Origin of the sequence: Rhodococcus sp. Leaf247, from assembly GCF_001426185.1 — a bacterium.
Classification (GTDB): domain Bacteria; phylum Actinomycetota; class Actinomycetes; order Mycobacteriales; family Mycobacteriaceae; genus Rhodococcoides.
In genome coordinates this window covers 65,374-91,561 of the sequence record NZ_LMRP01000004.1, presented here as the reverse complement: position 1 = coordinate 91,561, position 26,188 = coordinate 65,374, and the positions used below count along the sequence as shown (strand labels likewise).

Annotated in this window: 26 protein-coding genes and 3 pseudogenes; 19 read left to right on the top strand and 10 right to left on the bottom strand. The window is 67.6% G+C overall.

Annotation, left to right across the window (positions count from 1 at the left end; all coding sequences use genetic code 11):
- Positions 1-96 precede the first annotated feature (96 nt).
- The gene (locus ASG64_RS18480; RefSeq protein WP_052493360.1) at positions 97-792 is read left to right on the top strand and encodes a M23 family metallopeptidase; all 696 of its coding nucleotides are present in this window, start codon (positions 97-99) and stop codon (positions 790-792) included.
- 3 nt (positions 793-795) lie between these two features.
- Here the strand turns inward: ASG64_RS18480 and ASG64_RS18475 are convergent, their stop codons facing one another.
- Entirely contained in the window at positions 796-2,010 is a 1,215-nt protein-coding gene (locus tag ASG64_RS18475; RefSeq protein WP_056075404.1) for a L,D-transpeptidase, read from the bottom strand.
- Between the two features lie 486 nt (positions 2,011-2,496).
- On the opposite strand from ASG64_RS18475, the gene ASG64_RS21685 reads away from it, so the two are divergent.
- Genes ASG64_RS21685 through ASG64_RS18455 form a run of 4 tightly spaced genes read left to right on the top strand, consistent with a single transcriptional unit; the run spans position 2,497 to position 5,908 of the window.
- Positions 2,497-2,889, top strand: coding sequence for a TOBE domain-containing protein (locus ASG64_RS21685; protein WP_056076232.1), 393 nt, complete (start codon positions 2,497-2,499; stop codon positions 2,887-2,889).
- The gene (locus ASG64_RS21680; RefSeq protein ID WP_056075401.1) at positions 2,890-3,684 is read left to right on the top strand and encodes an ABC transporter permease; all 795 of its coding nucleotides are present in this window, start codon (positions 2,890-2,892) and stop codon (positions 3,682-3,684) included.
- Positions 3,681-4,790, top strand: coding sequence for a sulfate/molybdate ABC transporter ATP-binding protein (locus ASG64_RS18460; protein ID WP_235579616.1), 1,110 nt, complete (start codon positions 3,681-3,683; stop codon positions 4,788-4,790). Before ASG64_RS21680 ends, ASG64_RS18460 begins: the two co-directional genes overlap by 4 nt.
- Positions 4,787-5,908, top strand: a complete 1,122-nt coding sequence (locus tag ASG64_RS18455; RefSeq protein WP_056075398.1) for a TetR/AcrR family transcriptional regulator — start codon at positions 4,787-4,789, stop codon at positions 5,906-5,908. The genes ASG64_RS18460 and ASG64_RS18455 overlap by 4 nt, the downstream gene beginning before the upstream one ends.
- Positions 5,909-5,948: 40 nt before the next feature.
- On the opposite strand, the gene glgX is transcribed toward ASG64_RS18455, so the two are convergent.
- On the bottom strand, positions 5,949-7,994 hold the full coding sequence (glgX, locus tag ASG64_RS18450; RefSeq protein WP_056075395.1) for a glycogen debranching protein GlgX: 2,046 nt from the start codon (positions 7,992-7,994) through the stop codon (positions 5,949-5,951).
- A 104-nt stretch (positions 7,995-8,098) separates the two neighbouring features.
- On the opposite strand from glgX, the gene ASG64_RS18445 reads away from it, so the two are divergent.
- Positions 8,099-8,938, top strand: a complete 840-nt coding sequence (locus ASG64_RS18445; RefSeq protein WP_056075392.1) for a YhjD/YihY/BrkB family envelope integrity protein — start codon at positions 8,099-8,101, stop codon at positions 8,936-8,938.
- Here the strand turns inward: ASG64_RS18445 and ASG64_RS18440 are convergent.
- Positions 8,895-9,647 (bottom strand): CDP-alcohol phosphatidyltransferase family protein, encoded by a 753-nt coding sequence (locus tag ASG64_RS18440; RefSeq protein WP_156388414.1) that lies wholly within the window; start codon positions 9,645-9,647, stop codon positions 8,895-8,897. The genes ASG64_RS18445 and ASG64_RS18440 overlap by 44 nt on opposite strands.
- Before the next feature lie 46 nt (positions 9,648-9,693).
- A complete protein-coding gene (locus ASG64_RS18435) occupies positions 9,694-9,990 on the bottom strand; it encodes a hypothetical protein (protein ID WP_042576551.1) in 297 nt (98 codons plus the stop codon).
- 236 nt (positions 9,991-10,226) lie between these two features.
- On the opposite strand from ASG64_RS18435, the gene ASG64_RS18430 reads away from it, so the two are divergent.
- From ASG64_RS18430 to ASG64_RS18420, 3 genes are read left to right on the top strand one after another with little or no spacing between them, the layout of a single operon-like run.
- Positions 10,227-10,592, top strand: coding sequence for a PLD nuclease N-terminal domain-containing protein (locus ASG64_RS18430; RefSeq protein ID WP_042576552.1), 366 nt, complete (start codon positions 10,227-10,229; stop codon positions 10,590-10,592).
- A gap of 38 nt (positions 10,593-10,630) precedes the next feature.
- Entirely contained in the window at positions 10,631-12,334 is a 1,704-nt protein-coding gene (locus ASG64_RS18425) for an ABC transporter transmembrane domain-containing protein (protein WP_200933499.1), read from the top strand.
- Positions 12,331-14,073: an ABC transporter ATP-binding protein gene (locus ASG64_RS18420; RefSeq protein ID WP_056075386.1), complete on the top strand. Its 1,743-nt coding sequence runs from the start codon at positions 12,331-12,333 to the stop codon at positions 14,071-14,073. Before ASG64_RS18425 ends, ASG64_RS18420 begins: the two co-directional genes overlap by 4 nt.
- 10 nt (positions 14,074-14,083) lie before the next feature.
- Here the strand turns inward: ASG64_RS18420 and ASG64_RS21335 are convergent, their stop codons facing one another.
- Entirely contained in the window at positions 14,084-15,007 is a 924-nt protein-coding gene (locus ASG64_RS21335) for an MSMEG_6728 family protein (RefSeq protein ID WP_082518583.1), read from the bottom strand.
- 160 nt (positions 15,008-15,167) lie between these two features.
- Between ASG64_RS21335 and ASG64_RS18410 the strand changes: the two genes are divergently transcribed.
- The gene (locus tag ASG64_RS18410; RefSeq protein WP_056075384.1) at positions 15,168-15,440 is read left to right on the top strand and encodes a WhiB family transcriptional regulator; all 273 of its coding nucleotides are present in this window, start codon (positions 15,168-15,170) and stop codon (positions 15,438-15,440) included.
- Here ASG64_RS18410 and ASG64_RS18405 read toward each other — a convergent pair.
- Positions 15,437-16,417, bottom strand: coding sequence for a LacI family DNA-binding transcriptional regulator (locus ASG64_RS18405; protein ID WP_082518582.1), 981 nt, complete (start codon positions 16,415-16,417; stop codon positions 15,437-15,439). The two genes, ASG64_RS18410 and ASG64_RS18405, sit on opposite strands and share 4 nt — an antisense overlap.
- Positions 16,418-16,578: 161 nt before the next feature.
- On the opposite strand from ASG64_RS18405, the gene ASG64_RS18400 reads away from it, so the two are divergent.
- The 4 genes and pseudogenes from ASG64_RS18400 to ASG64_RS18385 form a co-directional block, all read left to right on the top strand.
- Positions 16,579-17,502 carry a sugar phosphate isomerase/epimerase family protein gene (locus tag ASG64_RS18400; protein WP_056075381.1) on the top strand — a complete coding sequence of 308 codons (924 nt, stop codon included), beginning with the start codon at positions 16,579-16,581 and terminating at the stop codon, positions 17,500-17,502.
- Between the two features lie 31 nt (positions 17,503-17,533).
- Positions 17,534-18,568, top strand: coding sequence for a Gfo/Idh/MocA family protein (locus ASG64_RS18395; protein WP_056075378.1), 1,035 nt, complete (start codon positions 17,534-17,536; stop codon positions 18,566-18,568).
- Position 18,569: 1 nt separating this feature from the next.
- Positions 18,570-19,157: pseudogene (locus tag ASG64_RS18390) on the top strand (sugar phosphate isomerase/epimerase family protein); the annotation flags it as partial.
- Between the two features lies 1 nt (position 19,158).
- Positions 19,159-19,655 (top strand): sugar phosphate isomerase/epimerase family protein (locus ASG64_RS18385; protein WP_156389137.1); only part of this gene is annotated, 497 nt, incomplete at its 5' end.
- A gap of 4 nt (positions 19,656-19,659) precedes the next feature.
- Here ASG64_RS18385 and ASG64_RS18380 read toward each other — a convergent pair.
- Positions 19,660-20,322 carry a GNAT family N-acetyltransferase gene (locus ASG64_RS18380; RefSeq protein WP_056076219.1) on the bottom strand — a complete coding sequence of 221 codons (663 nt, stop codon included), beginning with the start codon at positions 20,320-20,322 and terminating at the stop codon, positions 19,660-19,662.
- 45 nt (positions 20,323-20,367) lie between these two features.
- Between ASG64_RS18380 and ASG64_RS18375 the strand changes: the two genes are divergently transcribed.
- On the top strand, positions 20,368-21,381 hold the full coding sequence (locus ASG64_RS18375) for an LLM class flavin-dependent oxidoreductase (protein WP_056075376.1): 1,014 nt from the start codon (positions 20,368-20,370) through the stop codon (positions 21,379-21,381).
- A gap of 23 nt (positions 21,382-21,404) precedes the next feature.
- On the opposite strand, the gene ASG64_RS18370 is transcribed toward ASG64_RS18375, so the two are convergent.
- Entirely contained in the window at positions 21,405-21,977 is a 573-nt protein-coding gene (locus ASG64_RS18370; RefSeq protein WP_056075373.1) for a TetR/AcrR family transcriptional regulator, read from the bottom strand.
- Positions 21,978-22,012: 35 nt separating this feature from the next.
- Between ASG64_RS18370 and ASG64_RS18365 the strand changes: the two are divergent.
- The 4 genes and pseudogenes from ASG64_RS18365 to ASG64_RS18360 all read left to right on the top strand — a co-directional run.
- Positions 22,013-22,828 (top strand): annotated as a pseudogene (locus ASG64_RS18365) (DMT family transporter); the annotation flags it as partial.
- Between the two features lie 87 nt (positions 22,829-22,915).
- Positions 22,916-23,221, top strand: a complete 306-nt coding sequence (locus tag ASG64_RS21945; RefSeq protein WP_200933517.1) for a hypothetical protein — start codon at positions 22,916-22,918, stop codon at positions 23,219-23,221.
- 42 nt (positions 23,222-23,263) lie between these two features.
- Positions 23,264-23,437, top strand: a complete 174-nt coding sequence (locus tag ASG64_RS21940; RefSeq protein ID WP_197074849.1) for a hypothetical protein — start codon at positions 23,264-23,266, stop codon at positions 23,435-23,437.
- A 175-nt stretch (positions 23,438-23,612) separates the two neighbouring features.
- Positions 23,613-24,101 carry a hypothetical protein gene (locus ASG64_RS18360; protein ID WP_056075370.1) on the top strand — a complete coding sequence of 163 codons (489 nt, stop codon included), beginning with the start codon at positions 23,613-23,615 and terminating at the stop codon, positions 24,099-24,101.
- A gap of 3 nt (positions 24,102-24,104) precedes the next feature.
- Here the strand turns inward: ASG64_RS18360 and ASG64_RS18355 are convergent, their stop codons facing one another.
- Positions 24,105-24,962 carry a cyclopropane mycolic acid synthase family methyltransferase gene (locus ASG64_RS18355; protein ID WP_056075366.1) on the bottom strand — a complete coding sequence of 286 codons (858 nt, stop codon included), beginning with the start codon at positions 24,960-24,962 and terminating at the stop codon, positions 24,105-24,107.
- 187 nt (positions 24,963-25,149) lie between these two features.
- A pseudogene (locus ASG64_RS18350) lies at positions 25,150-26,063 on the bottom strand (manganese catalase family protein).
- Positions 26,064-26,188: the final 125 nt, after the last annotated feature.

The window sequence follows — 26,188 nt, the reverse complement described above, 5'->3', positions numbered from 1 at the left end:
CCCGGGCGCATACGGAGGTATTTCGTGCACCGAACATCACAGATCAGCCCTGAATCGCGCTCCCCCCGACGGCGTGGCCGCTGGGGATCGGCCGCCATGGTCGGCGTCGCAGCGACAGGGGCACTCCTCTTCGCCGGTACGCCCACCGCCGCGGCAGCACCCGTGTTGCCGCCGTTGCCCGCACTACCGGCGTTCCAGATCCCGGGCATCCCGATGAACGCGAAGCAGCAGGCAGCCATCCTGGCGGCCGTCTTCGACGCAACCGGCGTCCTGGTCCAGGAAGTCGCAGGACTCGTCCTCGGCGACATCACACTGACGCCGGTGACTCCCGACCCGACACCGGACGCGACGTCGCCGTTCCAGGCGGCACCACTGGGTGTCGGTGGAGCTCGGTTGCCGTTGTCCCCCGGCACTTTCGAGGTCACCTCGGGCTACGGCGGACGCAGCAACCCGACAGGCAGCGGACAGCAGAACCACGAGGGCATCGACCTCGGTGCGGCCCAGGGCACCACCATCTACGCCGTCACCGGTGGCACCGTCGTGCAGGCCGGCGACGCGGGCGACGGCTACGGCAACCTGGTCAAGATCAAGAAGGGCGACACCGAGGTGCTCTACGGGCACCAGAGCCGTATCGATGTCGCTGTCGGCGACACCATCGCGCCCGGACAAGCCATCGGAGCGGTCGGCAGCACCGGCGACTCCAACGGCCCGCACCTGCACTTCGAGGTTCGCCGCGGCGGTGAGAGTGTCGATCCGGTCGGCTATCTCACCGCACTCGGACTCGCGGTCTGAGGCTCAGACGGACTGGGCGTTACCGGCTTTCCACTCGTCCCACGGAATGTTCCAGTCGCCCAGTCCGTCTGTGCCCGAAAGAGTTCCGCCCAGCGTGTTCTTGACGATGGTGATGTCGCCGCGTTTGGTGTTGTCGTACACCCACTTCGCGTTCGACGGGCTCAGATTCAGGCAGCCGTGGCTGACGTTGGAATAGCCCTGCGATCCGACGGACCACGGCGCGGAATGGAAGAAGATGCCGCTGTACGACATTCGGGTGGCCCAGTCCACCGGCGTGCGGTATCCCTGCGCGGAGTCCACGGCGACTCCGTAGGTGGACGAGTCCATCACCATGGACGCGAACTTGTCGCCGATGATGTAGACGCCGTTGTCGGTCGGTGTGCTGTTCTTACCCATGGACGTGGGCATCGTCCTGACGTCCACCCCGTTCACGGAGAACGTGACCTGCTTCGTGTCGTCGTCGGCCGTGGCGATCACCGCGTCTCCGATCGAGAACGACGTGGAGGCGTTCTCCTGCCCGAAGAGGCCCTCGCCGAGATCGCGGCCGAAGACGTCGACGTTCACGGTGACACGGGTGCCCGGTGCCCAGTAGTTCTGCGGGCGCCACCGCACCTCTTTCTGGTTGACCCAGTAGAACGCGCCTTCCACGGGCGGGTCGGTCACGACGGTGATGGCGTTCTGCGCGGCGATCTTGTCCGGAACGGGTTCGTCGAACTGCACGGCCACCGGCTGACCGATGCCGACGATCTCGTTCTCCGACGGAAGCAGGTAGGGCTTGGTGACGTTGTCGGGCGAGCTGGTCGTGAAGGTGGAGACCGACGAGGCTTCGCCGCCGAGGCCGAAGGCGCGGGTGCGGAGCGTGTAGGTGTCGTTGTACCCCAGCGGCTCGTTGTTGGTCCACGACGACCGGTCCGGGGACAGAACGCCGGGAACGACCGCTCCGGCCGCGTCGGCGAGGGTGACCTCGGACAGCGTCCCGTCCGTCACGGTGACGGCCACGGGAGCGCTCGGGGAGAAACCGACGGAGGCGTCCGGGACGGGAAGCGAGACCTTCGGCTTCATGAGTTCCGACAAAGGATTGGAGTCGATGGGTGCGGGCGGGGCAGCCGCGGCGCCTTCGGACCCGGCCGTGCAGCCGACGACGGAGACCGCAACGGCCATCACGGACGCGACCAGTGCCGCTTTCCCGAGTCCACCGATTCCGGACGACTTCCTCATACTCGAACTCCACTCACGCCGGCCCCGACCACTCGATCCGCCCACATCATGCCATTCACCTGCAGTTCTTCACCACTCGGCTGCGGTGCGCCGTGGTCACGGTCGCGTACCGATCGCTGCGAGGGACAGCCTCGAACCGGGCATCTCGGCGCCGCCGTGGGACGGAAAACCGACCGGACGTGCCATTTTGCCGAGTTGGACGCTGTTTTCCCGCGATCCTGTCGACAGTCACAAACGAACTCCGCACACGCGAAAGCCGCCGAGCATGATGCTCGGCGGCCTCGTGGACGGTGTCGGCCGTGCGCCTCTCGGCAAGTGGCCGCTCGCAGCGGCTTATGGGGTGGTACCCGGGGCATGGATCCGATCACTGTCGTACTGCACAACGCAGGCACGCCGCAGTCTGTTCCCGCCGACTACCATCACGTGGATGCGGATACAGGGACCGTCGGGCGCCGCATCTGCGTCCGAGCCTCACGGCGGAGCACGGTGAGCGGCCTCCGCGTGCGCGACGCCGCCGCTCTGGTCGGCGTCAGTGACGACACGGTCCGACGATGGGTCGACAGTGGCGTCGTCGCGTCCTCCAAGGATTCGTCCGGACGGACCGTCGTGGACGGCGCCTCTCTCGCGGCGCACTCGCGGGAACGCGCCGCCGCGCCGCCCGATCCCAGCGGCACGGTCAGCTCCGCCCGAAACCGGTTGGCCGGTCTGGTTACCTCCGTCGTCGTCGACACCGTCATGGCCGAGGTGCAGATGCAATGCGGACCGTTCACGGTCACGTCTCTGATGAGCGCAGAGTCGGTGCGGACTCTGGGCCTGGAACCGGGCAGTGTCGCCGTGGCTGTCGTCAAGGCCACGACCGTCATCGTCGAGACACCCTGAATGTCGGATACATCGTCCGTTCGACTGCCGGTGTGGATCCTCGCGCCGGCCGCCGTGGGCACGGTGCTCATCGCGGCTCCCCTCGTGGCGATGCTGCTGTCCGTCGACGCGCATCGCTTCCTTGCTCTCGTCACCTCCGCATCGTCACTCGCCGCACTGCGGCTGAGCCTGGAGACCGCCTCGGCGAGCACCGTCCTGTGCGTCGTTCTCGGGGTGCCCATGGCCGTCGTCCTCGCCCGGTCGTCGGGTCGCGTCATGACCGTGATCCGCGCTCTGGTGCTCCTACCGCTGGTACTCCCCCCGGTGGTCGGCGGAATCGCCCTGCTCTACACATTCGGCCGACGGGGACTGCTGGGTAGCCACCTGTCCGCCTGGGGTATCGACATCGCGTTCACGACGACGGCAGTAGTACTCGCCCAGACCTTCGTCGCACTCCCCTTCCTGGTGATCAGCCTCGAGGGTGCGTTGCGCACGGCAGGAACGAGGTACGACGTCATCGCCGCCACCCTGGGCGCCTCACCGACGACGGTTCTGCGCCGGGTCACGCTCCCCCTCGTCCTGCCGGCTCTGGTCTCGGGCGCGGTCCTGTCCTTCGCTCGGGCGCTGGGCGAGTTCGGGGCGACCCTCACGTTCGCCGGGTCGCTCGAGGGTGTGACGCGCACCTTGCCGCTGGAGATCTACCTCCAGCGTGAGACCGACCCCGATGCTGCCGTGGCCCTGTCGTTGGTTCTCATCGTCATCGCCGCGGTGGTCGTGATCGTCACCCGCAGCCGACGTCCGGTGGGCGTGCTGTGACGGAGGACCTCTCGTTGCACGTCGACGCCCGGTCCAGCGCCCGCGGCGTCGACCTCACGGTGACCGTGCCGTCCGGTGCTGTGACTGCCCTGCTCGGACCGAACGGCGCGGGCAAGTCGACGCTGCTGGCGTTCGCCGCGGGGCTCGTCCGTCCGGACGAGGGGACGGTGCGGATCGGCGCCCGCATGCTGACCGATACCGGTAGTGGACACTATGTTCCGCCGCACCGTCGCCGGGTCGCTCTCCTCGCGCAGGATCCGCTCCTGTTCCCGCACCTCGACGTTCTGCAGAACGTGGCGTTCGCACCCCGCTCACGCGGCGACGGTCGTGCACGCAGCATCCGCATCGCCCGGGACCGACTCGACACCGTCGGTGCTCTCGACCTCGCCGATCGACGGCCTCGGGAACTGTCGGGCGGTCAGGCCCAGCGTGTCGCCCTCGCACGCGCGCTCGCGGCGGATCCGGACGTGCTGTTGCTCGACGAGCCTTTCGCGGCACTCGACGCGGACTCCGCCCCGATGATGCGCCGCGTGCTGCGCGAGGTTCTGCAGGAGACTTCGCGAACGACGGTGCTGGTGACGCACGACCAGGTGGACGCTCTCACCCTCGCCCATCGTGTCGCGGTCGTCGAGAACGGTCGCGTGGTCGAGACAGGAACGGTGCACGACGTGTTGCGGGCTCCGCGCAGCACCTTCGCGGCGACGATCGCCGGGGTCAACTCGATCGAGGGGCGCTTCACCGCTCCCGATGTCCTGACCACCGCGTCGGGCACGGATATCCGGGGACATACCGACGAGCCCGTCGTGACCGGGTCGGCGGGTGTCGCGCTCCTGCACCCGACGGCGGTGGCAGTCTTCGTCGACGCGCCCGTCGGTAGTCCGCGCAACGTCCTCCCGGTGGAGATCGACCACGTGGAATCGACGGGTGCGTCCGTCCGCATCACTTCCGTGTCGACGGGCGGTCTTCGTCCACTGCATGCGGACGTGACCGTCGCGGCTGCGACGGAACTCGACCTCGTTCCCGGACGCAGGGTGTTCTTCGTCGTGAAAGCCGGGGAGGTAGCCCTGCACCGGGCGCGGGATCCGCACGCTCGCCTCGACCCGTGACGGGGCAGCTCTCCCCGCGAGGGCGCGCACTGGCCCGCGTCGCGGCAGACCTCTTCGGTGAACGTGGTTACGGCGCAGTCGGAATGGACGACATCGCGGCGGCGGTCGGCACGACGGGGCCGTCGGTGTACCGACACTTCGACACGAAGTACGACGTGTTGCGGGCGGTGCACCTCGACGCCGCGCGCAGGCTCGCCCGGCCGGTGCAGGTGCACACACCGGCGACACTCGACACCGTCGCGGCCGGTGCCGTCGCGGTCCGCCGATCTCTGGGCACGCTCAGACGGGATCGACGGAATCTGAACCAACACGATCGGACTGCCGTCGACGCGGCACTCGGATCGGTGAGACGGGCAGTCGAGCGTCGAGTCGCCTCGGCACGTCCCGACGTCGATTCCTCGGCGCTGCAGGACGTCACGACGTCTCTGCTGTCGATGATGTCCAGCATCGGCACCCATCGCACGAGCCTCGCGGCCGGCGCAATCACGCACCTGCTCGACGACGCAGCTTCCCGGATGCTGGCGACGCCACTGCCCCGCCGCTCGACCGCCGTCGGCCCGACGGCACGAGGAATCGGCGCCGTGGGCAAGCGCGAGGCGTTGGTGCGCTCGGCCACGGAACTCTTCGCCACACGGGATGCGTCCGAGGTGACCATGGCCGACATCGCATCGTCCGTCGACCTGGCACCGTCGAGCGTGTACCGGTATTTCGGAAGCAAGGCGGCCGTGCTGGCGGAAGCGTGTCTCGGAGCAGCGCGGCGGAACGCGGAGACGACGGCGCACGTCCTGTCCGACACGGACGACCCGCTACAGGCAGTGCGGACACTGGTGGCGCTGCGCACCCTCGACGCTTCGCGGTCACCAGGACTCCGCGTCATGAGAAGCCATGTGCACCAGCACGATCCCGAGATCCGTCGACGACTCGCGCACATGATCCGACAGGACCACGCCGAGTGGGTCCATCTCGTCCGACTCGTCGACCCGCAGCGACGCCGAGCCGAGGTCTCGTTCCTGGTGGAAGCGGCGTTCACCGTCATCGACGACATGTCCCGCACCACCGACGCGGCGACCGTGTCGACGATTGTCGACGCACTGCTCGACGTGGGATCACAGCAGTGAGCCCCGGCCGTCGACGACGACCGGGGCTCACCGCAGCCGGCTACGCCTGCAGAAGAGTGAAGGAGCGGTCCCGCACCAGGATCGACGTCGGCGCATCCGCCACCTTCTGATCCGGATCACTCGACAGCGCCAACGTCCACTTCTCGTCCGGCAGTGTGAATTCCACCGGTGTGTCGGCCGCATTCATCAACCACAGGAACACGGCGTCCTCGGCCGTCGACTTGTAGAGGACCGCGATGGACTTGTTCGACCCGTTGGTCCAGTCGCCCTCTTCCATCGCTACGCCGTCGGCGCGCTGGAAGTCGACGGTGTCTCCCGAGCCGCCTTCCTCGCCGTGGCGGAACCACACCGGCCGCAAGGACGGATGCTCGCGGCGCAGCCCGATCAGGGCGGTGGTGAACTCGACCAGCTGGTCGTCGGCGGCGGCCCAGTCGTACCAGGAGATCTCGTTGTCCTGGCAGTAGGCGTTGTTGTTGCCGCCCTGGGACCGAGCGAGTTCGTCGCCGCCCAGGATCATCGGCACACCGGCGGACAGGAGCAGAGTCGCGAGGAAGTTGCGACGCTGACGGTCGCGGAGCGCATTGACGTCGGCGTCGTCCGTCGGACCTTCCGCACCGCATCCCCACGATCGGTTGTCGGACTCGCCGTCCTGGCTGTCCTCACCGTTCTCCTCGTTGTGCTTCTCGTCGTACATCGTCAGGTCCGCCAGCGTGAAGCCGTCGTGGGCGGTGACGAAGTTGACGCTCGCCAACGTCGGGCGACGGTCGTTCTCGTACACGTCGGGACTGCCCGACACGCGCTGCGCCAGTGCGGGCAGACTTCCTTCCTCGCCGCGCCAGAAGTCGCGCACGTCGTCACGGAACTTGCCGTTCCACTCCGACCAGCGGGCCGGGAAGCCGCCCACCTGGTAGCCGGCGGTGTCCCACGGCTCCGCGATCAGCTTCACGGGAGCCAGGACAGGGTCCTGATGGACCATGTCGAGGAAGGCGCTGTGACGGTCGAGATCCTCGTCCTGGCGAGTCAGCGTGCTTGCCAGGTCGAATCGGAAGCCATCGACGTGCATCTCGGTGACCCAGTAGCGCAGCGAATCCATGATGAGCGCCAGGGCCGCCGGGTGGCCGACATTGAGGCTGTTACCGGTACCCGTGGTGTCGAAGTACGCGCTCCGGTCGTCCGGGACCAGGCGGTAGTGCGACCCGTTGTCAATCCCCTTCAGGGACAGCGTCGGACCGAGGTGGTTGCCCTCGGCGGTGTGGTTGTACACCACGTCGAGGATCACTTCCAGGCCGGCTGCGTGGAGCGCCTTGACCATGGACTTGAACTCGGTGACCTGACCGCCCGTGTCGCCGGCGCTGCTGTACTCGTTGTGCGGAGCGAGGAATCCGATGGAGTTGTATCCCCAGTAGTTCCGTCGACCCTCCTCCAGGAGATGCGAATCCTGCACGAACTGATGAGTCGGCAGCAGTTCGACGGCGGTGATACCCAGTCTGGTCAGATGCTCGATGGCGGACGGGTGCGCCAGACCTGCGTAGGTACCGCGGATGTCGGCGTCGACGGCCTCGTCGAGCTGGGTGAAGCCCTTGACGTGGACTTCGTAGATTACGGACTCGGACAACGGGATTCGAGGTGCCGCATCGTCGCCCCAGTCGAAATCGTCGTCCACCACGACGGACCTCGGCATGAACGGCGCCGAATCGGCGTCGTTGCGCTTCTCGGGCTCGTCGTGGTGATGGGAGAACACGGCCTCGTCCCACTCCACCGATCCGGCAACAGCTTTCGCGTACGGGTCGAGAAGCAACTTGGCCGCGTTGTGGCGAAGGCCCTCGGCCGGGTTCCACTCGCCGTCCACCCGGAAGCCGTACTTCGTTCCCACCGGCATGTTCTCGACGATCCCGTGGAACACGTGGCCGGTGTACTCGGGCAGAGGGGTCGATGCGCGCTCGGAGCCGTCGTCGTCGAACGTGACCACGGTCACCGATTCGGCTGTCTCGGAATAGAGTGCGACATTCGCACGTCCGTCGGATCGCCGACTGACACCCAGGGGGTAGGGGGTGGAGGTCGACGAGGTCGATGTCTTCGAGGTCACGTGTGGCACCAGTTCTGTTGGAGGGACTGGATGCCACTTACCCCGCCCGGGCAGCCACGAAACGGCGCAGGTTGAGCATGTGACGCATCGGGTAAAGACGCAGGATGGCCGGAACCCGTACCGCAGTCCGGATAGTGCAGGAGCGGTCGGAGATCGCGGCCGGCATGAAGCGCCGCCTCGCGGCACGCGACACCGCACTGGTCGCGGCGGGCATCACGTTCTACGGCGGCATCGCGCTGGTGCCGATGCTGCTACTGGGGCTCCGATCGACGGCCTTGCTGCTCGGTGACACCACCGTCGTCCGCTACGGCGAGGACATCGCCGGGCTGCTCCCCGGGGCAGCCGGAGCGCCGGACGCGGTCAGGACGCTGTTCGATGCGGGCGTGCACATCGGGTGGATCGGCATCCTGGTCGCCATTCTTCCCGCGACGTTCTATGGCGAGGGAATGCGTCGGGCTCTACTGGTGTACGAGCCGAAGAAGGAGAACTTCATCGGATGGCGCGGGCGAGCATCGTCGCTTCCCGTCCTCGTCGTGACCCCGTTGTTGACCATTCCCGTGTTGGCAGTCGGCTCGGCTCTGTCATCGGTGACCGGGGGTGTCGGCGCGGGAGCATTCCGGGTGTGGCTGGGATTCGTGACGATCTGGCTCGTCCTGTCCGTCCCGATCGGATGGACATTCCGCGTCGTGGCGCCGACGTCGCTGTCGTGGGGCGCCGTCGTGATCGGCGCCCTGACGACGGCCTCGTTCGTGTCGGGCTTCCTGCAGGGTTACGTTCTGTTCCTGGCGATACCCATCGACTGGTCCGGGCCGTTCGGAGGGCTCGAACCCGTCGGAGCAGCGGTGGCCACCGTGCTGTGGCTGTTCCTGTTGCACATCATCGTCATCGTCGGATGGGTGTTCACCCTCGAGTGCGACCGGGTCGAGGCGCAGGAAGGGCCCTGAGCGCGTGATGGATCGTCACGACGAGTTGGCTGAAGCCGACGACGGCCAGCAGGACGGCGACCCCGACGCCGATGGTCGCGAACACCGTGGTGTCGTCGACCATCGCACTGCCCAGCAGGGTGACCACCACGGCGATGACGCGCGACGGGCGCTCCCAGACGGTGACGACGCCGATGCTCGTCATGCCCGCCGAGACCGCACGGGCTCTCGCCGTCTCGTGCAGGAGGGTGAGGACGGCCACGGCCACCACGAGTGGAACCGGCGCTCCCAGAGCAGCCAGGATGGCGAAGGCCAGCATGTCCGACAGGCGGTCCGCGACGGAGTCCGCGACGTACCCGAACGCCGAGGAACGGCCTCGTAGCAGGGCGACCGCACCGTCCAGGCTGTCCACGAGGGCCGACGCGATCAGGAGAAGGGCCGCGCTGCCGGCACCCCAGGACCCGGCGCCGGCGGTCGACAACGCGATGACGGCGAAGACGACACCGACCGCAGTGACCGCGTTCGGGGCCACACCGGCGCGGGCCAGTGGGCGCGCCAGGACGTAACTCAGGGTCAACCATCCGCGGACCATGCGTGACGACGACGCGTCGTAGCCGCCGTGCAGGTCGGACCACAGAGTCAGGTACTCGGATCGCGTCGACGGTGTGTCCACGCCGACGGATACCCCGGATCTCGGCGCGACCGGCCGACGCCGAGCGTCTGCGGGCACGACGACATCGGGTCCCGCGGTCGCGGGACCCGAGAAGGACTCGTGGTCAGTGACCACCGGGATCGAGGAGGGACTTGCCCTCAGCAGCTTTGACACGCTTGCGTTCGAGCAGTACCAGCGCGAGTCCGGCGAGCAGCAGAACGGGGCACGCGATACCGGCGATCAGCACCCACCCCTCGAAGCCGCCACCGGCAGCAGTCAGCGTCAGACCCAAGGACATCAGGCCGAGTGCGATGAGGATGTACCCGGGCCATGCCCGACTGTCCGTGATGGCCTCGCCCGCGTGCGCCCTGGTGGTGCGGGCGAAGTCCTGGGGTTGTTCGTTCTCGTTCTGATGAACCATGACGGTGTCCCTTCGTTCATCTTCAGGTGCATGATTGCCCGGACGTCGCGTTCGGGAAACCCGGATGCCGTGCATCCACAGGGAAGATTCGGAACTGTCGGACCGTGCGACGGGGCATTACGGGGTGACGCGAGCAACGGTGCACGCTATGGTGTCCGCGACAACAGACTGCGCGGTCTCCGCCCGAGGTGCGAACTACGGGAGGTGCGGACCGCACCTAGCGTGAGGACCTGCGCGTGCCCTATCTCGGCTTGCTCATCGCAGTGCTGTGGATCTTCTGCCTGATCGACGTGATCACCGCGGACGAGGGCGGGATACGCCACCTACCCAAGACTGTCTGGCTCCTCCTGGTCGTCTTTCTCCCCCTCGCCGGATCCATCGCGTGGCTCGCCGCGGGACGACCCGTGGGTGGCGGCATCTGGGGTGGACCCGACGCCGGCAGGAAGCGACCGGCCGGCGCCTATCCCGAGTACGACGTCCGCCCGGGCCGCGCCGTCGCGCAGACTCCGGAGTCCGACGAGGAGTTCCTGCGGCGATGCCGCGAACGCGCGCAGCAGCAACGGGACGCCGCTCGCCGTCAGCGGGGCACGTCCGACTCCTGACGTCGCCACCGGCGCCGACGTCGGGTTAGGGTCGGCTAATGCATTCCGCCCCACCGTCCACCGGCGGCGCCATTCTTCGCAGAACTGCACGACGTCAGCGCGCCCGACTGATCGGGTCCTCCGCACTGTTCTGCGTCCACCAGTTCTGCGAGACCATGGTTCCCGTCGCGATCGGCCTGATCATCGGGCGCGCCGTCGCTACCGGTGACGTCACCGCGATGCTCCTGTCGCTGCTGGGGCTCGCAGCACTGTTCGTCGTCCTCTCCTACGCGTACCGCATCGGCGCTCGCATCATCGTGGTGGCCATCGAACGCGAGGCGCACCTGCTCCGCGTCGAGGTCGCCGGGCGGGTTCTCGACCCGCGAGGGGTGCACGTCGATCTCGGACCCGGCGAACTGCTGACCGTCAGCACGTCGGACGCGGAGAAGACCTCCTGGGTTCTCGACGCCGTCGCCCGCTTCGCCGCGGCGGCGACTGCCCTTCTCGTCACCGCGGTGGCGCTGCTGCTGATCGACCTGCCGCTCGGGCTCGCCGTCGTCGTCGGAACACCGCTGCTGTTGCTGCTGCTGCAGCTCAGCGCGCCGCTTCTCACCCGTGCGGCGACGGACCAGCAGGCGGAGGTCGCCCGCGTCTCGGGCCTGGCCACGGACCTGATCGGCGGCGTACGGCCGTTGCGCGGACTGGGCGCCGAGGACGCCGCGTCGCGCCGCTTCGTCGATTCCAGCCGCCGAGCGCTCGCGGCGACGATGCGTCTGGCGCGAGGGAACAGTGTGTATCTCGGGGTGTCCGCCACCGTCAGCGCACTGCTGTCGGTGGCCGTCGCCGGCACCGCGGGATTCCTGGCGCTCGAGGGCCGCATCTCGGTCGCCGAACTCATCACGGTGGTCGGGCTGGCGCAGTTCCTCATCGAACCGCTCGGCTCCCTGTCGCGGCTGCCGGGGCTGCTGGCCGTCATCCGCGGTTCGGCGGATCGCCTCGCCCTCGTGCTCGGCGCCGACCCCGTCGTGACATCGTCCGGAACCGGCACCGCGGATCCCGCGTCGATCAGTCTGTCCGACATACGGTTCGGATCGCTCGACGGGCTCGATCTGCATCTCGATCGCGGAGAGATGGTCGGCGTCGTCCCCTACGATCCCGCGGACGGTGACGCGCTGGCCGCGGTGCTGTCCGGCCAGGTGTCCGCGCGCGACGTCGCCGGACGCATCGCGATCGGCGGCGTCGACGTCTCCGACCTCGCGCTGCACGATGTGCGGCGCACGGTGCTCGTCGAACCGCACGGGTCGGATCTGTTCGCGGGCACCGTCCGCAGCAACATCGCCCTCCGCGGCACGGTCGACACAGGTCCCGCCGTCCGGGCGTCGTCGGTCACCGACATCGTCGACATGCACGACGGCGGACTCGATCATCCCGTCACCGATCGCGGCGCCAGCCTGTCCGGAGGACAGCGCCAACGTGTCGCGCTGGCCCGCGCACTCGCCGCCGAGCCACCCGTCCTCGTACTGCACGATCCGACCACCGCCGTCGACGCCGTCACCGAACATGCCATCGCTCGCGGGATCGCGGAGTTGCGTCACGACGGCGACGTCCGTACGCAGACGACGATCGTGATCACCACCAGTCCCGCGCTTCTGGCAGTCACCGACCGCGTCGTCACTCTCGACTCGGGTCGGGTCGCCGCGACCGGAACGCACCTGTCCCTCGCCGAGTCCGACCCGCGCTACCGTCGGGCGGTTCTGCGATGACCGAGATGTTGCCGGTTGCCGGCGGTCGTCGGTCAGGCGCCTTCATCTTCGACGAACTGCGGCAACGACCGGCCCTCACGCTGGTCACGGTCGTCGTCGGCGCCGTGGCGGCGGCCATGGCCCTCGTTCCCGTCTACGTGTTCGGTGTCCTGGTGGACCGCGTCCGTGAGGGCGCGCCCACGTCGACCATCGTCGGCGTGGTCGCCGTCATCACCGTCGCCGCGGTGGCCGGCGGTGTCTTCACCGGATTCGGGTCCTACGCCGTCTCGGTGCTCGGCGAGAAGATCCTGGCGTCCTTGCGCGAACGGGTTCTGGCCAGGGCCCTGCACCTTCCGGTGAGCACGCTGGAACGGGTCGGCAAGGGAGATCTGCTCTCTCGGGTCGGCGACGACGTCGCGGTGATGGCCAAGTCGCTGGGCGAGGTGATCCCGAACATCCTCGCCGCGGTGCTGCTGGTACTGCTCAGCGTCGTCACGATGCTGGGCCTCGACTGGCGTCTGGGACTCGCGGGCATGGTGGCGATCCCGCTGTACGTCCTGGCGTTGCACTGGTACCTGCCCAGATCCGCTCCCCTGTACGCGCTCGAACGTGTCGCGATGGGTGACCGTGCGCAGTCGCTCGTCAGCAGCATGCAGGGTGCACGGACCGTTCGGGCCTACGGAGTGGAGAGCGAACACCTGGCACGTATCGACGCGTCGTCGGGCCGCGCACGCGACATCGCGGTCACCGTCTTCCGGCTGTTCACGCGCTTCGGCTCGCGCAGCAACAGAGCGGAATGTGTTGGCCTGTCGGTGATTCTCACCGTCGGATTCCTGCTGGTGCGCGAGGACGCGGTGACGGTGGGGCAGACCACGGCGGCGGCGCTGCTCTTCCACCGCCTGTTCAATCCGATCGGCATGCTGATGTATTCGTTCGACGACATCCAGTCCGCAGGCGCGTCACTCGCACGACTCGTCGGTGTCATCGACATCCCGGACGACCGTTCGCCCGGCACCGGCGCCGTCCCTGTGGACAGCACGGTGGTGGTGACGGGGCTGACCCATTCCTACGACGGAGTGAACGACGTCCTGCACGACATCGAGTTCCGCGTCGAGGCGGAGACGACGGTGGCGCTCGTCGGGTCGACCGGCGCGGGCAAGTCGACCATCGCCGCGCTGGTGGCCGGATCGATGAGGCCCGGTTCCGGTTCCGTCCGCATCGGCGGGGTCGACCTCGCCGATATCGGCGCCGACCGGCTACGACGGCACGTCGCCATCGTCAGCCAGGAAGTGCATGTGTTCTCCGGCCGGCTGATCGACGACCTGCTCCTGGCCCGGCCCGATGCCGATCGCGCCGCTGTCCGGGACGCCCTGCGCGTCGTGGGTGCGGACGCGTGGGTGTCGGCTCTCGACGACGGCCTCGACACCGTCGTCGGCGAGGGTGGCCGCGAGCTCACTCCCTCTCGCGCTCAACAACTCGCCCTGGCCCGGCTGGTGCTAGCCGATCCTGCGGTGGCCGTGCTCGACGAGGCCACGGCCGAGGCGGGAAGCGCCGGAGCCCGCGACCTCGAGGACGCCGCTCACGCCGCGACGAGCGGCCGCACGACGATCGTCGTCGCGCACCGGCTGACGCAGGCGGCACGCGCGGACCGCGTGATCGTCCTCGAGCACGGGCGGATCGTCGAGGAAGGAACACCCGACGACCTGATCGCTGCCGACGGCAGATATGCCGAGCTGTGGTCGGCCTGGAGCGCCCGCTGACACACCCCGCTCACACCCGCAGCAGAGGAACGTCGGCGAGTTCCGGCGGTACCGGCGCGCCCGAGGTCACCACCAGTCCGTAGCTGCCGGGGTCCGGCACCGACTGCCCTCGCCGGAACACACGGATGCGCGCAGGATCGAGCCCCTCGAGTCGCATCGCCTCCGAGTCCGCGTCGGTGGGCACCCGTGCGATCGAGGCGGACACCGTGCCGCCCGGGTCCGACGCCGGCTCCGGGAGCACGTCGTCGTCGGCGAGGGCGGGCACGTCTCGAAGCACCGCCGTCCGCGCCGAGTGGACCAACGAGGCAGCGAGTGTCATACGCGCCGGATCGGCCGTGTCCACAGTCGCGGACTCGCCGCGGTTCACCGCGCGTAGTGCAGACCATTCCTCGCTCCCTACGTCGAACAGCTCTGCGGGAGAACCCATGTCGATCATCACGGACACCACGGCGGACGGAGAACCGGAGCACGGCGGCAGTGGCCAGGTCGGGAAGATCGAGCCCGGCCACACGTATCCGGTCTCGCCGGCCCAGTCTGCGGGATATGCCTGCGGCGCTTTGGCCGCCAGTGCCCGGCGGTGGCTGGCGTGGACGGCGTGGACGGCGTCGTCACCGCACCACGGAGGCAGCCGACCGTCGTCGCGTAACGCGTCGAAGGTGGACGCCGCGCCGGCGCTGTAGTCGAGCAAGCGGGGTTCCAGGGCGTCGGCATGCCCACGGGCCGTCCACTCGCGGCAGGTGGCCACGCCGTAGGACACCAGGGCGGGCGTGAAGCCGCGCCACATGACGACAGCGGGATGGTTCTTCCACCCGTAGGACGGCCAGACCAGAGCGCGGAGGATCTGGAACGTCTCCACGCGCTGTTTTCCCAGCCTCTTGTCGTCCAGCGCACGGGCGCTGCGCGCGAAACCCGGTTCGGGCAGGAACGTCTGCACGTCGTTCGCCTTCCACTCGGTCGTCGGCGGCGTTCGCCGGTCGAGAAGGGATGTCCGGCACGGGCGGTGCCGAAACGGCGTCGACCGCGAGCAGCGGACGTTCGATTCTCGTCGATCGGAACCCTGTGACGACGACGCGACGTGCGACACCATCGACGACATGACCACATCGATCGACTCGGAACAGTGGCGGCTGGCTGCGGTCTGCAGGGGTGATCGCAGCGACCTGTTCTTCTCCCCCGCCGGGGAGGGTCGGCGAGCGGCACGGCAGCGCGAGGAGATCGCGAAGACACTCTGCGCGCAGTGCCCGGTGCTGGACAGGTGCCGCGACGTCGCGCTCGCCACCCACGAGCCCTACGGAGTGTGGGGCGGCCTGTCCGCTCGGGAGCGTCAGGAGCAGCGCCGCATCGACGCGGAAGCGCGCCGGGCCTAGCGCCTCGCCGCGACGGGTCCTGTACTCCCCCTCACGACCAGCTGCGGTTCCACCACCAGTTCGGTCGGCACCGCGTCGTCGTTCTCGAGACGCCTGATCGCGAACCGGACGGCGTTGGCGGCCAACCCTTCCGCGTCCTGCCGGACGGTCGTGAGGTCGATGCGGGACAGGTGCGCCATCTCGCTGTCGTCGTATCCGACGATCGAGACATCGTCCGGCACGGTGATGCCCGCACGATGGAACGCATCCATCAGACCCACCGCACACAGATCGTTGCCGGCGACGACCGCGGTGGGCACGCGCTGCTCGGCGACCATGCGCGTGCCGGCGGCGCTGCCCGCCTCCTCGGTGTGCGCGCCCGGCCACACCACGGCTTGGAGACCGCGCTCCTCCATCGCCGCGCGGAACGCCGCCCGGCGCTCGGTCGCGCCGGAATCGGTCCCACCGTCGACGTGGTGGATATCGACGTGCCCGAGTCCGACGAGGTGCTCGACCGCCTGACGCACTCCATGGTCGTCGGCGCTGCGCACGACGTCGAAGTCGGTGGCGGGCAGTGCACGTCCGATCATGACCACCACGGCTCGCTCCTCGAGATGTGCGACGTACTCGGGTGAGGACGACGGACCGAGCAGGATCACACCTTCGCAGCGGTGGCTCAGCAGTGCCTCGATCGCCTTCGCCTCGTCCCGTCCGGGCGCGCTCGCCGACAGCAGCACCTCGTACCCGGCGGCCTCGGCCACGGGATAGATGTGGGTCACCAGATCGGCCTGGAACGGCTGCCGCACGTCGATGACCACACCCAACGTTCTGCTCCGCCCGCGGGCGAGGAGCCGAGCGGCATTGTCGGGTCGATAGTCGAGCTCGCGCGCAGCGGCGAGTACGCGCTCGCGGGTGTCGTCACTCGCTCCGGGTTTGCCGCTGAGAACGAACGACACCAGGGTCCGGGACACTCCCGCCAGAGCGGCGACGTCACTCATCGTCGTCTTGCGGGTGCGGGGCGGCGTGGACACCGGCACTCCTCTCGGATGGGGCTTGACACGGAAGCATGATCCACCTCATAGTAACTTAAGCGCGTTACTTAAGCGCGTTAGTGCCACAGCACGAGCGCCGGACATTCTTCGAGAGGAACCCCCGAGACATGAGCACGATTCGCGTCGGATCCGCCCCGGACTCCTGGGGAGTCTGGTTCCCGGACGACCCGCAGCAGACGCCCTACACCCGCTTCCTCGACGAGGTGTCGGCGTCGGGCTACGAGTGGATCGAGCTGGGCCCCTACGGCTACCTGCCCACCGATCCGCAGAAGCTGCTCTCGGAGTTGGAGTCTCGCAATCTGAAGATGTCGGCCGGCACGGTCTTCGAGCATCTGCATCAGGACGATGCGTGGGACGCGGTGTGGACTCAGATCGAGGACGTCGCCAAACTCACCGCGGCCGCCGGCGGCAAGCACGTCGTCGTCATCCCCGAGATGTGGCGCGACCCGTCCACCGGCGCAGTGCTCGAGGACCGCAATCTCACGGCGGACCAGTGGCGCAAGAAGACCGAAGGCATGAACGAGCTCGGCAAGCGCATGTTCGAGCAGTACGGCGTCAAGGCGCAGTACCACCCCCATGCCGACAGCCACGTCGACACCGAGGAGAACGTGTACCGCTTCCTCGACGGCACCTCCAGCGAGTTCGTGAACCTGTGCCTCGACACCGGTCACATCAGCTACTGCGGTGGCGACAACATCGCGATCATCGAGCGGGCACCCGAGCGCATCGGCTACCTCCACCTCAAGCAGGTGAACGAAGAGGTGCGCGCCAAGGTCGCCGCGGAGGATCTCCCGTTCGGCGAGGCCGTGAAGCTCGGCGCGATGACCGAACCGCCGCTCGGTATTCCGGACATGCCGCCGCTTCTCGCGACCATCGAGCGGCTCGCCGACGCCGGCACGCTCACCGCCGACATCTTCGCGATCGTCGAGCAGGACATGTACCCGTGCGCCGTCGACGCGCCGTTGCCGATCGCGAAGCGCACCCGCAAGTACCTCGGTACCTGCGGCGTCCCCTCCGTCACCTTCTCCTGACACCTCCTCTCCGGAACGGATTTCCCTCACCATGACCACCGAACTTCGCATCGCAGTACTCGGCGTCGGCATGATGGGCGCCGACCACGTCGCCCGCATCACCTCGAAGATCACCGGCGCCCGCGTCGCCGTCGTCAACGACTACGTCAGCGAGAAGGCGCACGAACTTGCCGCGACCATCCCCGGGTGCCGCGTCGTCGAGGATCCGCTCGACGCCATCGCCGACCCCGAGGTGGACGCCGTCGTCCTGGCCACTCCGGGCCCGACGCACGAGAAGCAGTTGCTGGCGTGTCTCGAGCACGGCAAGCCCGTCATGTGCGAGAAGCCGCTGACCACCGACGTCGCGACCTCCCTGGCAGTCGTCGAAGCCGAAGCGGCACTGGGCAAGAAGCTCATCCAGGTCGGCTTCATGCGCCGCTTCGATACGGAGTACGCACAGCTCAAGACGCTCATCGATTCCGGTGATCTGGGCCGTCCGCTGGTGGTGCACTGCGCACACCGCAACCCCGCCGTGCCGCCGCACTTCGACAGCGCCATGATCGTGCGGGATTCCCTCGTGCACGAGGTGGACGTCACGCGCTTCCTCCTCGACGAGGAGATCACCTCGGTGCAGATCATCAGCCCGTCGGCCAATCCCTCTGCGCCGCAGGGACTACGGGATCCGCAGATCGCCATCTTCACCACCGAGTCGGGCCGCCACGTCGACGCCGAGGTGTTCGTCACCACCGGCATCGCGTACGAGGTCCGCACCGAGGTCGTCGCAGAGCACGGCAGCGCGATGATCGGTCTCGACGTGGGCCTGGTCCGCAAGTCGGCGCCCGGAACCTGGGGCGGCACCATCACTCCCGGCTTCGTGCAGCGCTTCGGTCAGGCGTACGACACCGAGATCCAGCGGTGGGTGAACGCAGTCAAGGCGGGCGCCGAGACGGGCAACTACGTCGACGGACCCGGTGCATGGGACGGCTACGCGGCCGCCGCCGTGTGCGAGGCCGGCGTGAAGTCCCTCGAGTCCGGTGCTCCCGTAGCTGTCGAGATGGTGCAGCGCTCGTCCATCGTCGGTGCCTGAGATGAAGATCGCGCTCGATCCCACCCCGTTCCATCATTCGCATTCACTGCTCGAGCTGCCCGCCGTGGTCGCCGACCTCGGCTACGAGTGGCTGCAGCTCACCCCGCACGTGGACATGATCCCGTTCTTCAACCACCCCAAGGCCGACGACGGATTGGTCGCGAAGTTCCGCAAAGCCTGTTCTGACGCCGGCGTCGGGATCGCCTCGGTGCTGCCGGTGCTGCGGTGGTCCGGTCCCGACGAGGACGCCCGCGAGGCGGCCGTGCGGTACTGGAAACGCGCCATCCAGATCACCGTCGACCTCGGGGTGTCGACGATGAACACCGAGTTCTCCGGTCGACCGGAGAAGCCGGAGGAGTCCGAGCGGGCGTTCTACCGGTCGATGGAGGAACTGGTCCCCATCATCGAACGCGAAGGACTCGACGTCCTCATCGATCCGCACCCGGACGATTTCGTCGAGGACGGGCTCGCCGCGATCCGCACCATCCGCGGAATCAACTCCCCCAACATCGGGATGGTCATCGTGGCGTGCCACCAGTTCCACATGGGCGGTGACCTGCCGGCGATCATGGCCACCGCCGGGGACATGNCGGCGCGCAGAGACCGTGCGGTCGACGACGGGATTGGACTCGACGTCCTCATCGATCCGCACCCGGACGATTTCGTCGAGGACGGGCTCGCCGCGATCCGCACCATCCGCGGAATCAACTCCCCCAACATCGGGATGGTCATCGTGGCGTGCCACCAGTTCCACATGGGCGGTGACCTGCCGGCGATCATGGCCACCGCCGGGGACATGGTGCGTCTGGTGCACGTCGCGGACACGATGGACCATCACCGCTCGCACGGCTTGAGGTACATCACCAACCCACCCGGTAACGCGGTGCGGGTGCATCAGCACCTCGAGATCGGCGACGGCGACGTCGACTGGGACCAGTTCTTCGGCGGCCTCGGCGATCTCGGGTTCTACGACAAGGACACCGTCATGGTCTCGAGCGTCTTCGCCGAGAACGAGAACGCCCACGACGTCTCCCGGCGCCAACTCGACACCATGAACAAGTACGTCGAGAAGTTCAGCGTTCGCTAGTCGGTCAGGACGGCTGTGCCCCGGGGGTCCGGACGATCATCGGAACCCCGGGGAACACCGCGGCCATCTCCGAACGCGACTTCCGCAGAGCAGCGGTGCCGTAGCCCTTCTGGCGATGGCCCGGGTGAATCCACACGCGCAGATCGATCTCACCGTCGACGAGCTCGCCGAAGACGAAGCCCACCTTCTCCGATTCCTCCCGGGCGACGAACCACGCCGCCTGCTCGGAGTCGAGTCGGTCGCGCGCCGACGCCAGCTCCGAGTCCAGATCGCCTGCAGCGCCTCCTGATCCGTCACCGGCCGAGCCCACGTCGGCGAGCCGGGCAGCGAACAGGTCGCGGTCGTCGTCGGAGAAGGCGACAAGGACGAGGGACTCCCCCGCACTCGCGGGTCGATCGGCCAGCGTGAAGTTCAGGCGGCTGTCGAGGTCTTCGAGCTCGGCGGCGTTGCTCCGGCGAGCGTCCTTGGTGAGGCTCGAGAAGGACATTCCCATCACGGCCTCACCCCCGAGGCGCGAGGTACCCAGGAGCGCAGCGATGGCGTCGACGGCCTCGGGACGACTGTCGGCCTCGACGATGACGTCGAGCACCTCGTGACGTCGTTCGAAGGCCGCCAGAAGGGCGGACGTGATCTCTCGGCGAGCAGCAACAAGGTCGTGGTCGGTCATCGCGTGATCATAGGGCTTCACCCCCGCACGGGGGATCATGGACTCATGCAACCGAGACAGCTGCGCAGGATGGGTTTCCTCACGATCGGCCTCTTCGACGGGGACAACCCCGCCGCGGGGCACGAATCGACATTGCAGATCATCGAACTCGGTGAGCGCCTGGGCTTCGACAGCGCCTGGCTACGACACCGCCACCTGCAGTACGGCATCTCCTCACCGATGGCGGTGCTGGCCGCGGCGTCGCAACGGACGTCACGGATCGAGTTCGGTACCGCCGTCACCCCGCTGGGATGGGAGAACCCGATCCGGCTGGCGGAGGACCTCGCGACCGTCGACGTGCTGTCCGGCGGGCGACTCAACCCGGGTATCAGCGTCGGCCCGCCGATGAACTACGACCGTCTGCGCGACGCGGTGTATCCGGACACGGCCGATACTGAGGACTTCACCTTTCGACGGGTCGAACGACTGCTGGCGGCGGTGCGTGGCGACGCTGTGACCGGGTTCGAGGGAACCGAAGGGTTCGAAGCGTTCTCGTCACGCGTGCAACCACATTCGCCCGGTCTGGCGGCACGCATGTGGTACGGCGGTGCCAGCCTGTCGTCCGCCGAGCGGGCAGGTGACCTCGGCATGAACTTCCTGACCAGCAGCGTGGTCAAGGCCGAGGAGTCCGACCGGTTCGACGACATCCAGACCTCCCACATCCGCCGATTCCGCGCACGACACCCCCTGGGCGACCGTGCTCGCGTGTCCCAAGGTCTGGTCGTCGTCCCGACCGACTCGGCGACACCTCACCAGCGCGACAAGTACCACGCCTACGCCGAGTCGCGGATGGCCCGCACCAGCGCTCCGGTGGGGCCCGCCCGTCTGCTCTTCGCCCCGGACCTCGTGGGGCCGTCCGACGAACTGGTCGAACGGTTGCACGAGCTGGCCGCCTTCCGGGAGATCGACGAGGTGGCCTTCGCCCTACCCTTCAGCTTCGACCACGAGGACTACGTGCAGATGCTCACCGACATGGCGACCACGCTGGGTCCTGCGCTGGGGTGGTCGCCGGCGTCGTGACATCGGGCTCGTGACCCCGGGGATCACTGCACGCTGACCCAGTGTCGTATCGCTGCCTTGGCGTCCGCGAACGGATGGTCGACGAATCCCATTCCGGCGGCGACCAGGGCACCCTCGTGGAGGAGCATGATCACGTCGACGAGCCTGTCGGTGTCCGGACGTCCCGTGTCTGCGACGATGCCGCGGAACAGGTCTGCCATCCACGCCTTCTGACCCACGATGACGGGGAACGCCGGGTGCGCGGGGTCACTGATCTCCGCGTGTGCGTTGATCATGCTGCACCCCTTGCCACTTCGCGCTGCCGTCCAGTCGGCCGACGCGTCGAGGACCGTATCGAGTCGCCCGACGACGCCGCTACCGCCGCGCTCGAGTCGTTCACCGAGGAAGTCCCTCCACTGCCGGTCACGCTCACGGAGGTATTCCACGACCAGCCGTTCCTTGGACTCGAAGCGGTCGTACAGCGTCTTCTTCGTGACACCGGCATGGGCGGCGATGACGTCGACACCCACCGCATGTATCCCGTGGGCATAGAACAGCTCGTCGGCGGCGGCGAGCACCGCCCGAGCTTTCGGTGTCCACGTCACGTCCGTATCCATGTTTAGGACTATACCGATCTGTATATTCACCGTCCATGACTACACAGATCGGTATACCCACGCGGAACGGACGGGCATGGTCCATCGTCCTGGGCGTGTCGTTCGTCCTCTGCTGGTCCTCCGGCTTCATCGGCGCCAAGGTGGCCGGCGACGAGGCTCCGACGACGACCATCCTCATGTGGAGGTTCCTTCCCCTCGCGATCGTCCTGGCACCCGCCCTCGGAATCCGCCGCGGTCGAGCCGACCGGAATCCACCGCGCCAGATCCTCGTCGGTGCGCTGTCCCAGTCGGGATATCTGCTGACTGTCTACTGGGCCATCGACCTGGGAGTGTCCACCGGCACCACGGCACTCGTGGACGGTGTGCAACCACTGGTCGCCGCGGCGCTGGCCGGACCACTCCTCGGAGCGGCGGCGACCGGCCGACAGTGGATCGGTTTGATCGTCGGAGCGGGAGGTGTCCTGCTGGCCACCGCTGCCGACGCGACGGCGACGGCGTCGACACCGTGGTGGGCGTACTCGGTTCCTCTGGTGGGGATGCTCTGCCTGGTGGCAGCGACGTTCGTGGACAGACGAGGTGATTCGACGACACCGATGCGCGCGCTCGCCATCCACTGCGCCACGTCGGCGACCATCTTCACCGGTCTCGCCGTGGCGACCGGCACCGCTGTCCCTCCGTCCACGACCAGGTTCTGGCTCGCCGTGGCAGCCACCGTCGTCTTCGCGACCTTCGGCGGATACGGCCTGTACTGGCACCTGTTGGATCGCATCGGCGTCACCCGCGTCAACACGTTGTTGTTCCTCGTTCCGCCGGTCACGGCAGTGTGGGGAGCCACGGTGTTCGACGAGCCGTTCACCGCCATGACGGCAGGCGGACTGGGGCTCACCCTGATCGCGACATGGATCGTCACCGGAGACCACAGGCCTACCATCGGAATCATGAGTGGAGCCGAGAAGGACAGCGGCGAGCGGGAATACACCGACGACGGTCATTACATCGTCATCAAGGGCAGACGGTGGCGTGCCACGGACCCGGACATCCCCGACGAGCGGAACGCCGAACTACGGTCGATCCTGATGGCCTGGCGGCGCGACGTCCGCGCGACCGGCGGCGCGGACAGCTCCCGAGCCGGGGTTCAGGCGGCGAAAGTGGCTCTGGGAGAACGCGGGGACCCGTGGTGGGAACAGTCCCTCGACGAGCGCAAGGCCCGGTGGGAGGCCGACGTTCCTCGACCCGGCGACTGATTCGAGGCGTTTACGATTCCGCCTGCCGGGAACGCTGACGGTATGACCGAACCCGGCAACATCGACCATGACCAGCCGACGCTCGACGACGTGATCACTCCGACCGAGACGGCCCGACCCGATCACCGCGAGCACGCCAAGGAACCCCAACCGATCGACGACCAGGATCTGCAGGAGCGCACGCAGCACGAGCGCGAAGAGACCTCGTCCCAGTAGGTCGCAGGGGGGTGTGTGAACACCCCTTGCGTAAGGCGCACACCCACTGCCGCAGGTTGTAGGGGGTGTGCGCTTCGTGCGCCCGGTGTGTGCACCCTTTCCCGCACTTCGCAACAAGGTGTGACACCCGTGACACGAGCAAGTCCGCAAGTCCCGCTGACGCCGAACACCGAAGGTGACGTACATACCCCGCGCCAGTGACGCGCTGGATCTGGCAGACCACGGCGCGTCGTGGCTGGCGTGGATGGTCGGGCTCGACGATGCGATGGTGGTGCGCTCGGCGCCCACGTTCGATGCCGTCATCGACACCGCACGGGCGTACAGCGCAGCATGGAATGCTCGGGTCGCGATCATCGAAGATCCCGCGGGTAACCCTGTGGCGGAAGAACTGTGGGTTCCGTTGCTCCGCACCGACGACCCACTCCCCTATCTGTACACGGTGGAATGCCGTTCACCGTCCGTGGCCGGGAGAGAGTGCGTGTCGACGTTGTGGACCACCACCGATCTGGAATCCGCCATCCGCCACCGCGCACTCCTGCCGCAGCACCTGCGCACGCGGACGTTGATCGTCAGCAATTCCCCGGACGGCCGATCGCCGCGGTCGAACCGTCGACTCGAACGCGGCGATGCGCCGACCCGCCAACGCTCGTCGGCCCGGTGCTGACCGCTACTTGACCATTGTGAACTGTCGGACGTCGATCAACTTGCGATGGAACAGATCGGCACAGCCGGGCAGATATTGCATGTAGGTGTCGTACATCTTCTGGCCGGCGATGGCCACCGCGTCGTCACGTCGTTCCTCGAGAGCGGCCGTCCACATGTCCAGAGTCCGCGCGTAGTGCGGCTGTAGCGACTGGACATGCGTGACGGAGAATCCGGCCTTCTCACCATGATCGACGACGGTCTGCGGGGTCGGCAGCTCTCCGCCCGGGAAAATCTCCTCCACGATGAAGTCGGCGAAGTCCATGTCCGCGCGCGTCACTCGCGACTCCTGCCGGAACATGTCCCGGCCGAGTTGACAGATGGTGTGCAGCATCATCCGGCCGTCGGCGGGAAGGATGTCGTACGCCTTGGCGAAGAAGTCGTCGTACCGCGGCGACGTGAAGTGTTCGAATGCCCCGATGCTGACGATGCGGTCCACCGGTTCGTCGAATTCTTCCCAACCCTGCAGCCGCACCTCGACGGTGCGCTGGGTGTCGAGTCCACCGAGCATCGCCGACACGTGCTCGTACTGGTTCCGGCTGAGAGTCAGGCCGACGACGTCGACGTCGTACTTCTCCACGGCCCTGCGAAGAGTGCCGCCCCATCCGCATCCGACGTCCAGCAGTCGCATCCCCGGAGACAGATCGCACTTCGACAGCGACAGGTCGATCTTCGCCAGCTGCGCTTCTTCGAGGGTCATGTCCTCGCGCTCGAAGTACGCGCAACTGTAGGTCTGCGTCGGATCGAGGAGGAGACGGAAGAACTCGTCCGACAGGTCGTAGTGCGCTTGGACGTCGTCGAAAAAGGGTTCGAGTGTTGACACGAGGGTTCCTCCACAGGTCACCGGACAGCCGACGCGCAGCCGGCCGGAGTGCCGGATGCGTCCGCGGTGTTCCCGACTGCTGGTCGACAAAACCACCTGCGGAGGATGTTTACGCGGGGCTCGACAGACGGCACGACGGGTCCCGGCACCACTCCGGTGCCGGAACCCGTCGCTCGAGTGTCGTCCGTCAGCCCGCGTTGGGGTCCAGCGTTTCCTTGATCTTGCCCATCACGCCCTTCTCCGTGCCGAGCGCTGCGTTGGACGGTTCGCCCAGCCCGCCGTCGTAGGTGGCGTAGAGCTTGGGATCCGGCGGCGGTCCGCTCTGCTTGTTTCCCAGAGCCTGCGGATCCGCGAGGAACCGATTCTCGTGCCGGCCGTCCGGCGCGGTGCCGTGCGCCCACCGACCCTTGTCGGACTCGGTTCCGTCGGACAGATGCCAGAGCGTGCTCGCGTGCTCCTCGTACTCCTCGTCGAACAGATCGTTCGGTGCCATGACGCCCTCCACTCCGTCCGCTTGCAGTTCCTCGATCGCCGCGAGCCACATGTTCTGGTGGTACGTGTCGCGGGCGAGGTTGAACTTGAGCATTGCCTTGACGCCGGGGTCGTCGGTCATGTGCCACAGGCGCGCTGTCTGAACTCGGCCCTGGGCCTCGGCAGCGACGTTCGCGCGGAAGTCGGCCAGCAGGTTTCCGCTGGCGACGATGAAGCGGCCGTTCCACGGGACACCGTTGCTGTCGGCGAGCGTCGGTCCGCCGCCCGACACGATTGCCTGCTGCGGGTCCATGCCCCCCCCAGAACTGCCGCGACCACCGGATCAGCTGCCGCGTTCTTCGTCGACTCGGTAGCCGGCGCACCCTCGAGAAGACGCGCGACCATGGTCGCGAGCATCTCGACGTGACCGATCTCCTCCGTGGCGACATCCATGATGAGGTCCTTGTACTTGCCCTTCATGCGGCAATTCCAGCCCTGGAACAAGTACTGCATCGTGACCGTCATCTCGCCGTACGCGCCGCCGATCAATTCCTGCAGTCTGCGGGCGTAGACGGGATCCGGCTTCTCCGGCTTGACGTCGAATTGGAGATGGTCGGTATGACGAAACATGAGCGCTCCCAACGATGCTGACGTGCGTACTCGGTCCCGGTCCGACTACCCGAGGCAATCGCACGCAAACGGAACCGACTCATCACTCCTGTACTGCATAGTTGCGATGTCGGCGGGTACTGCAC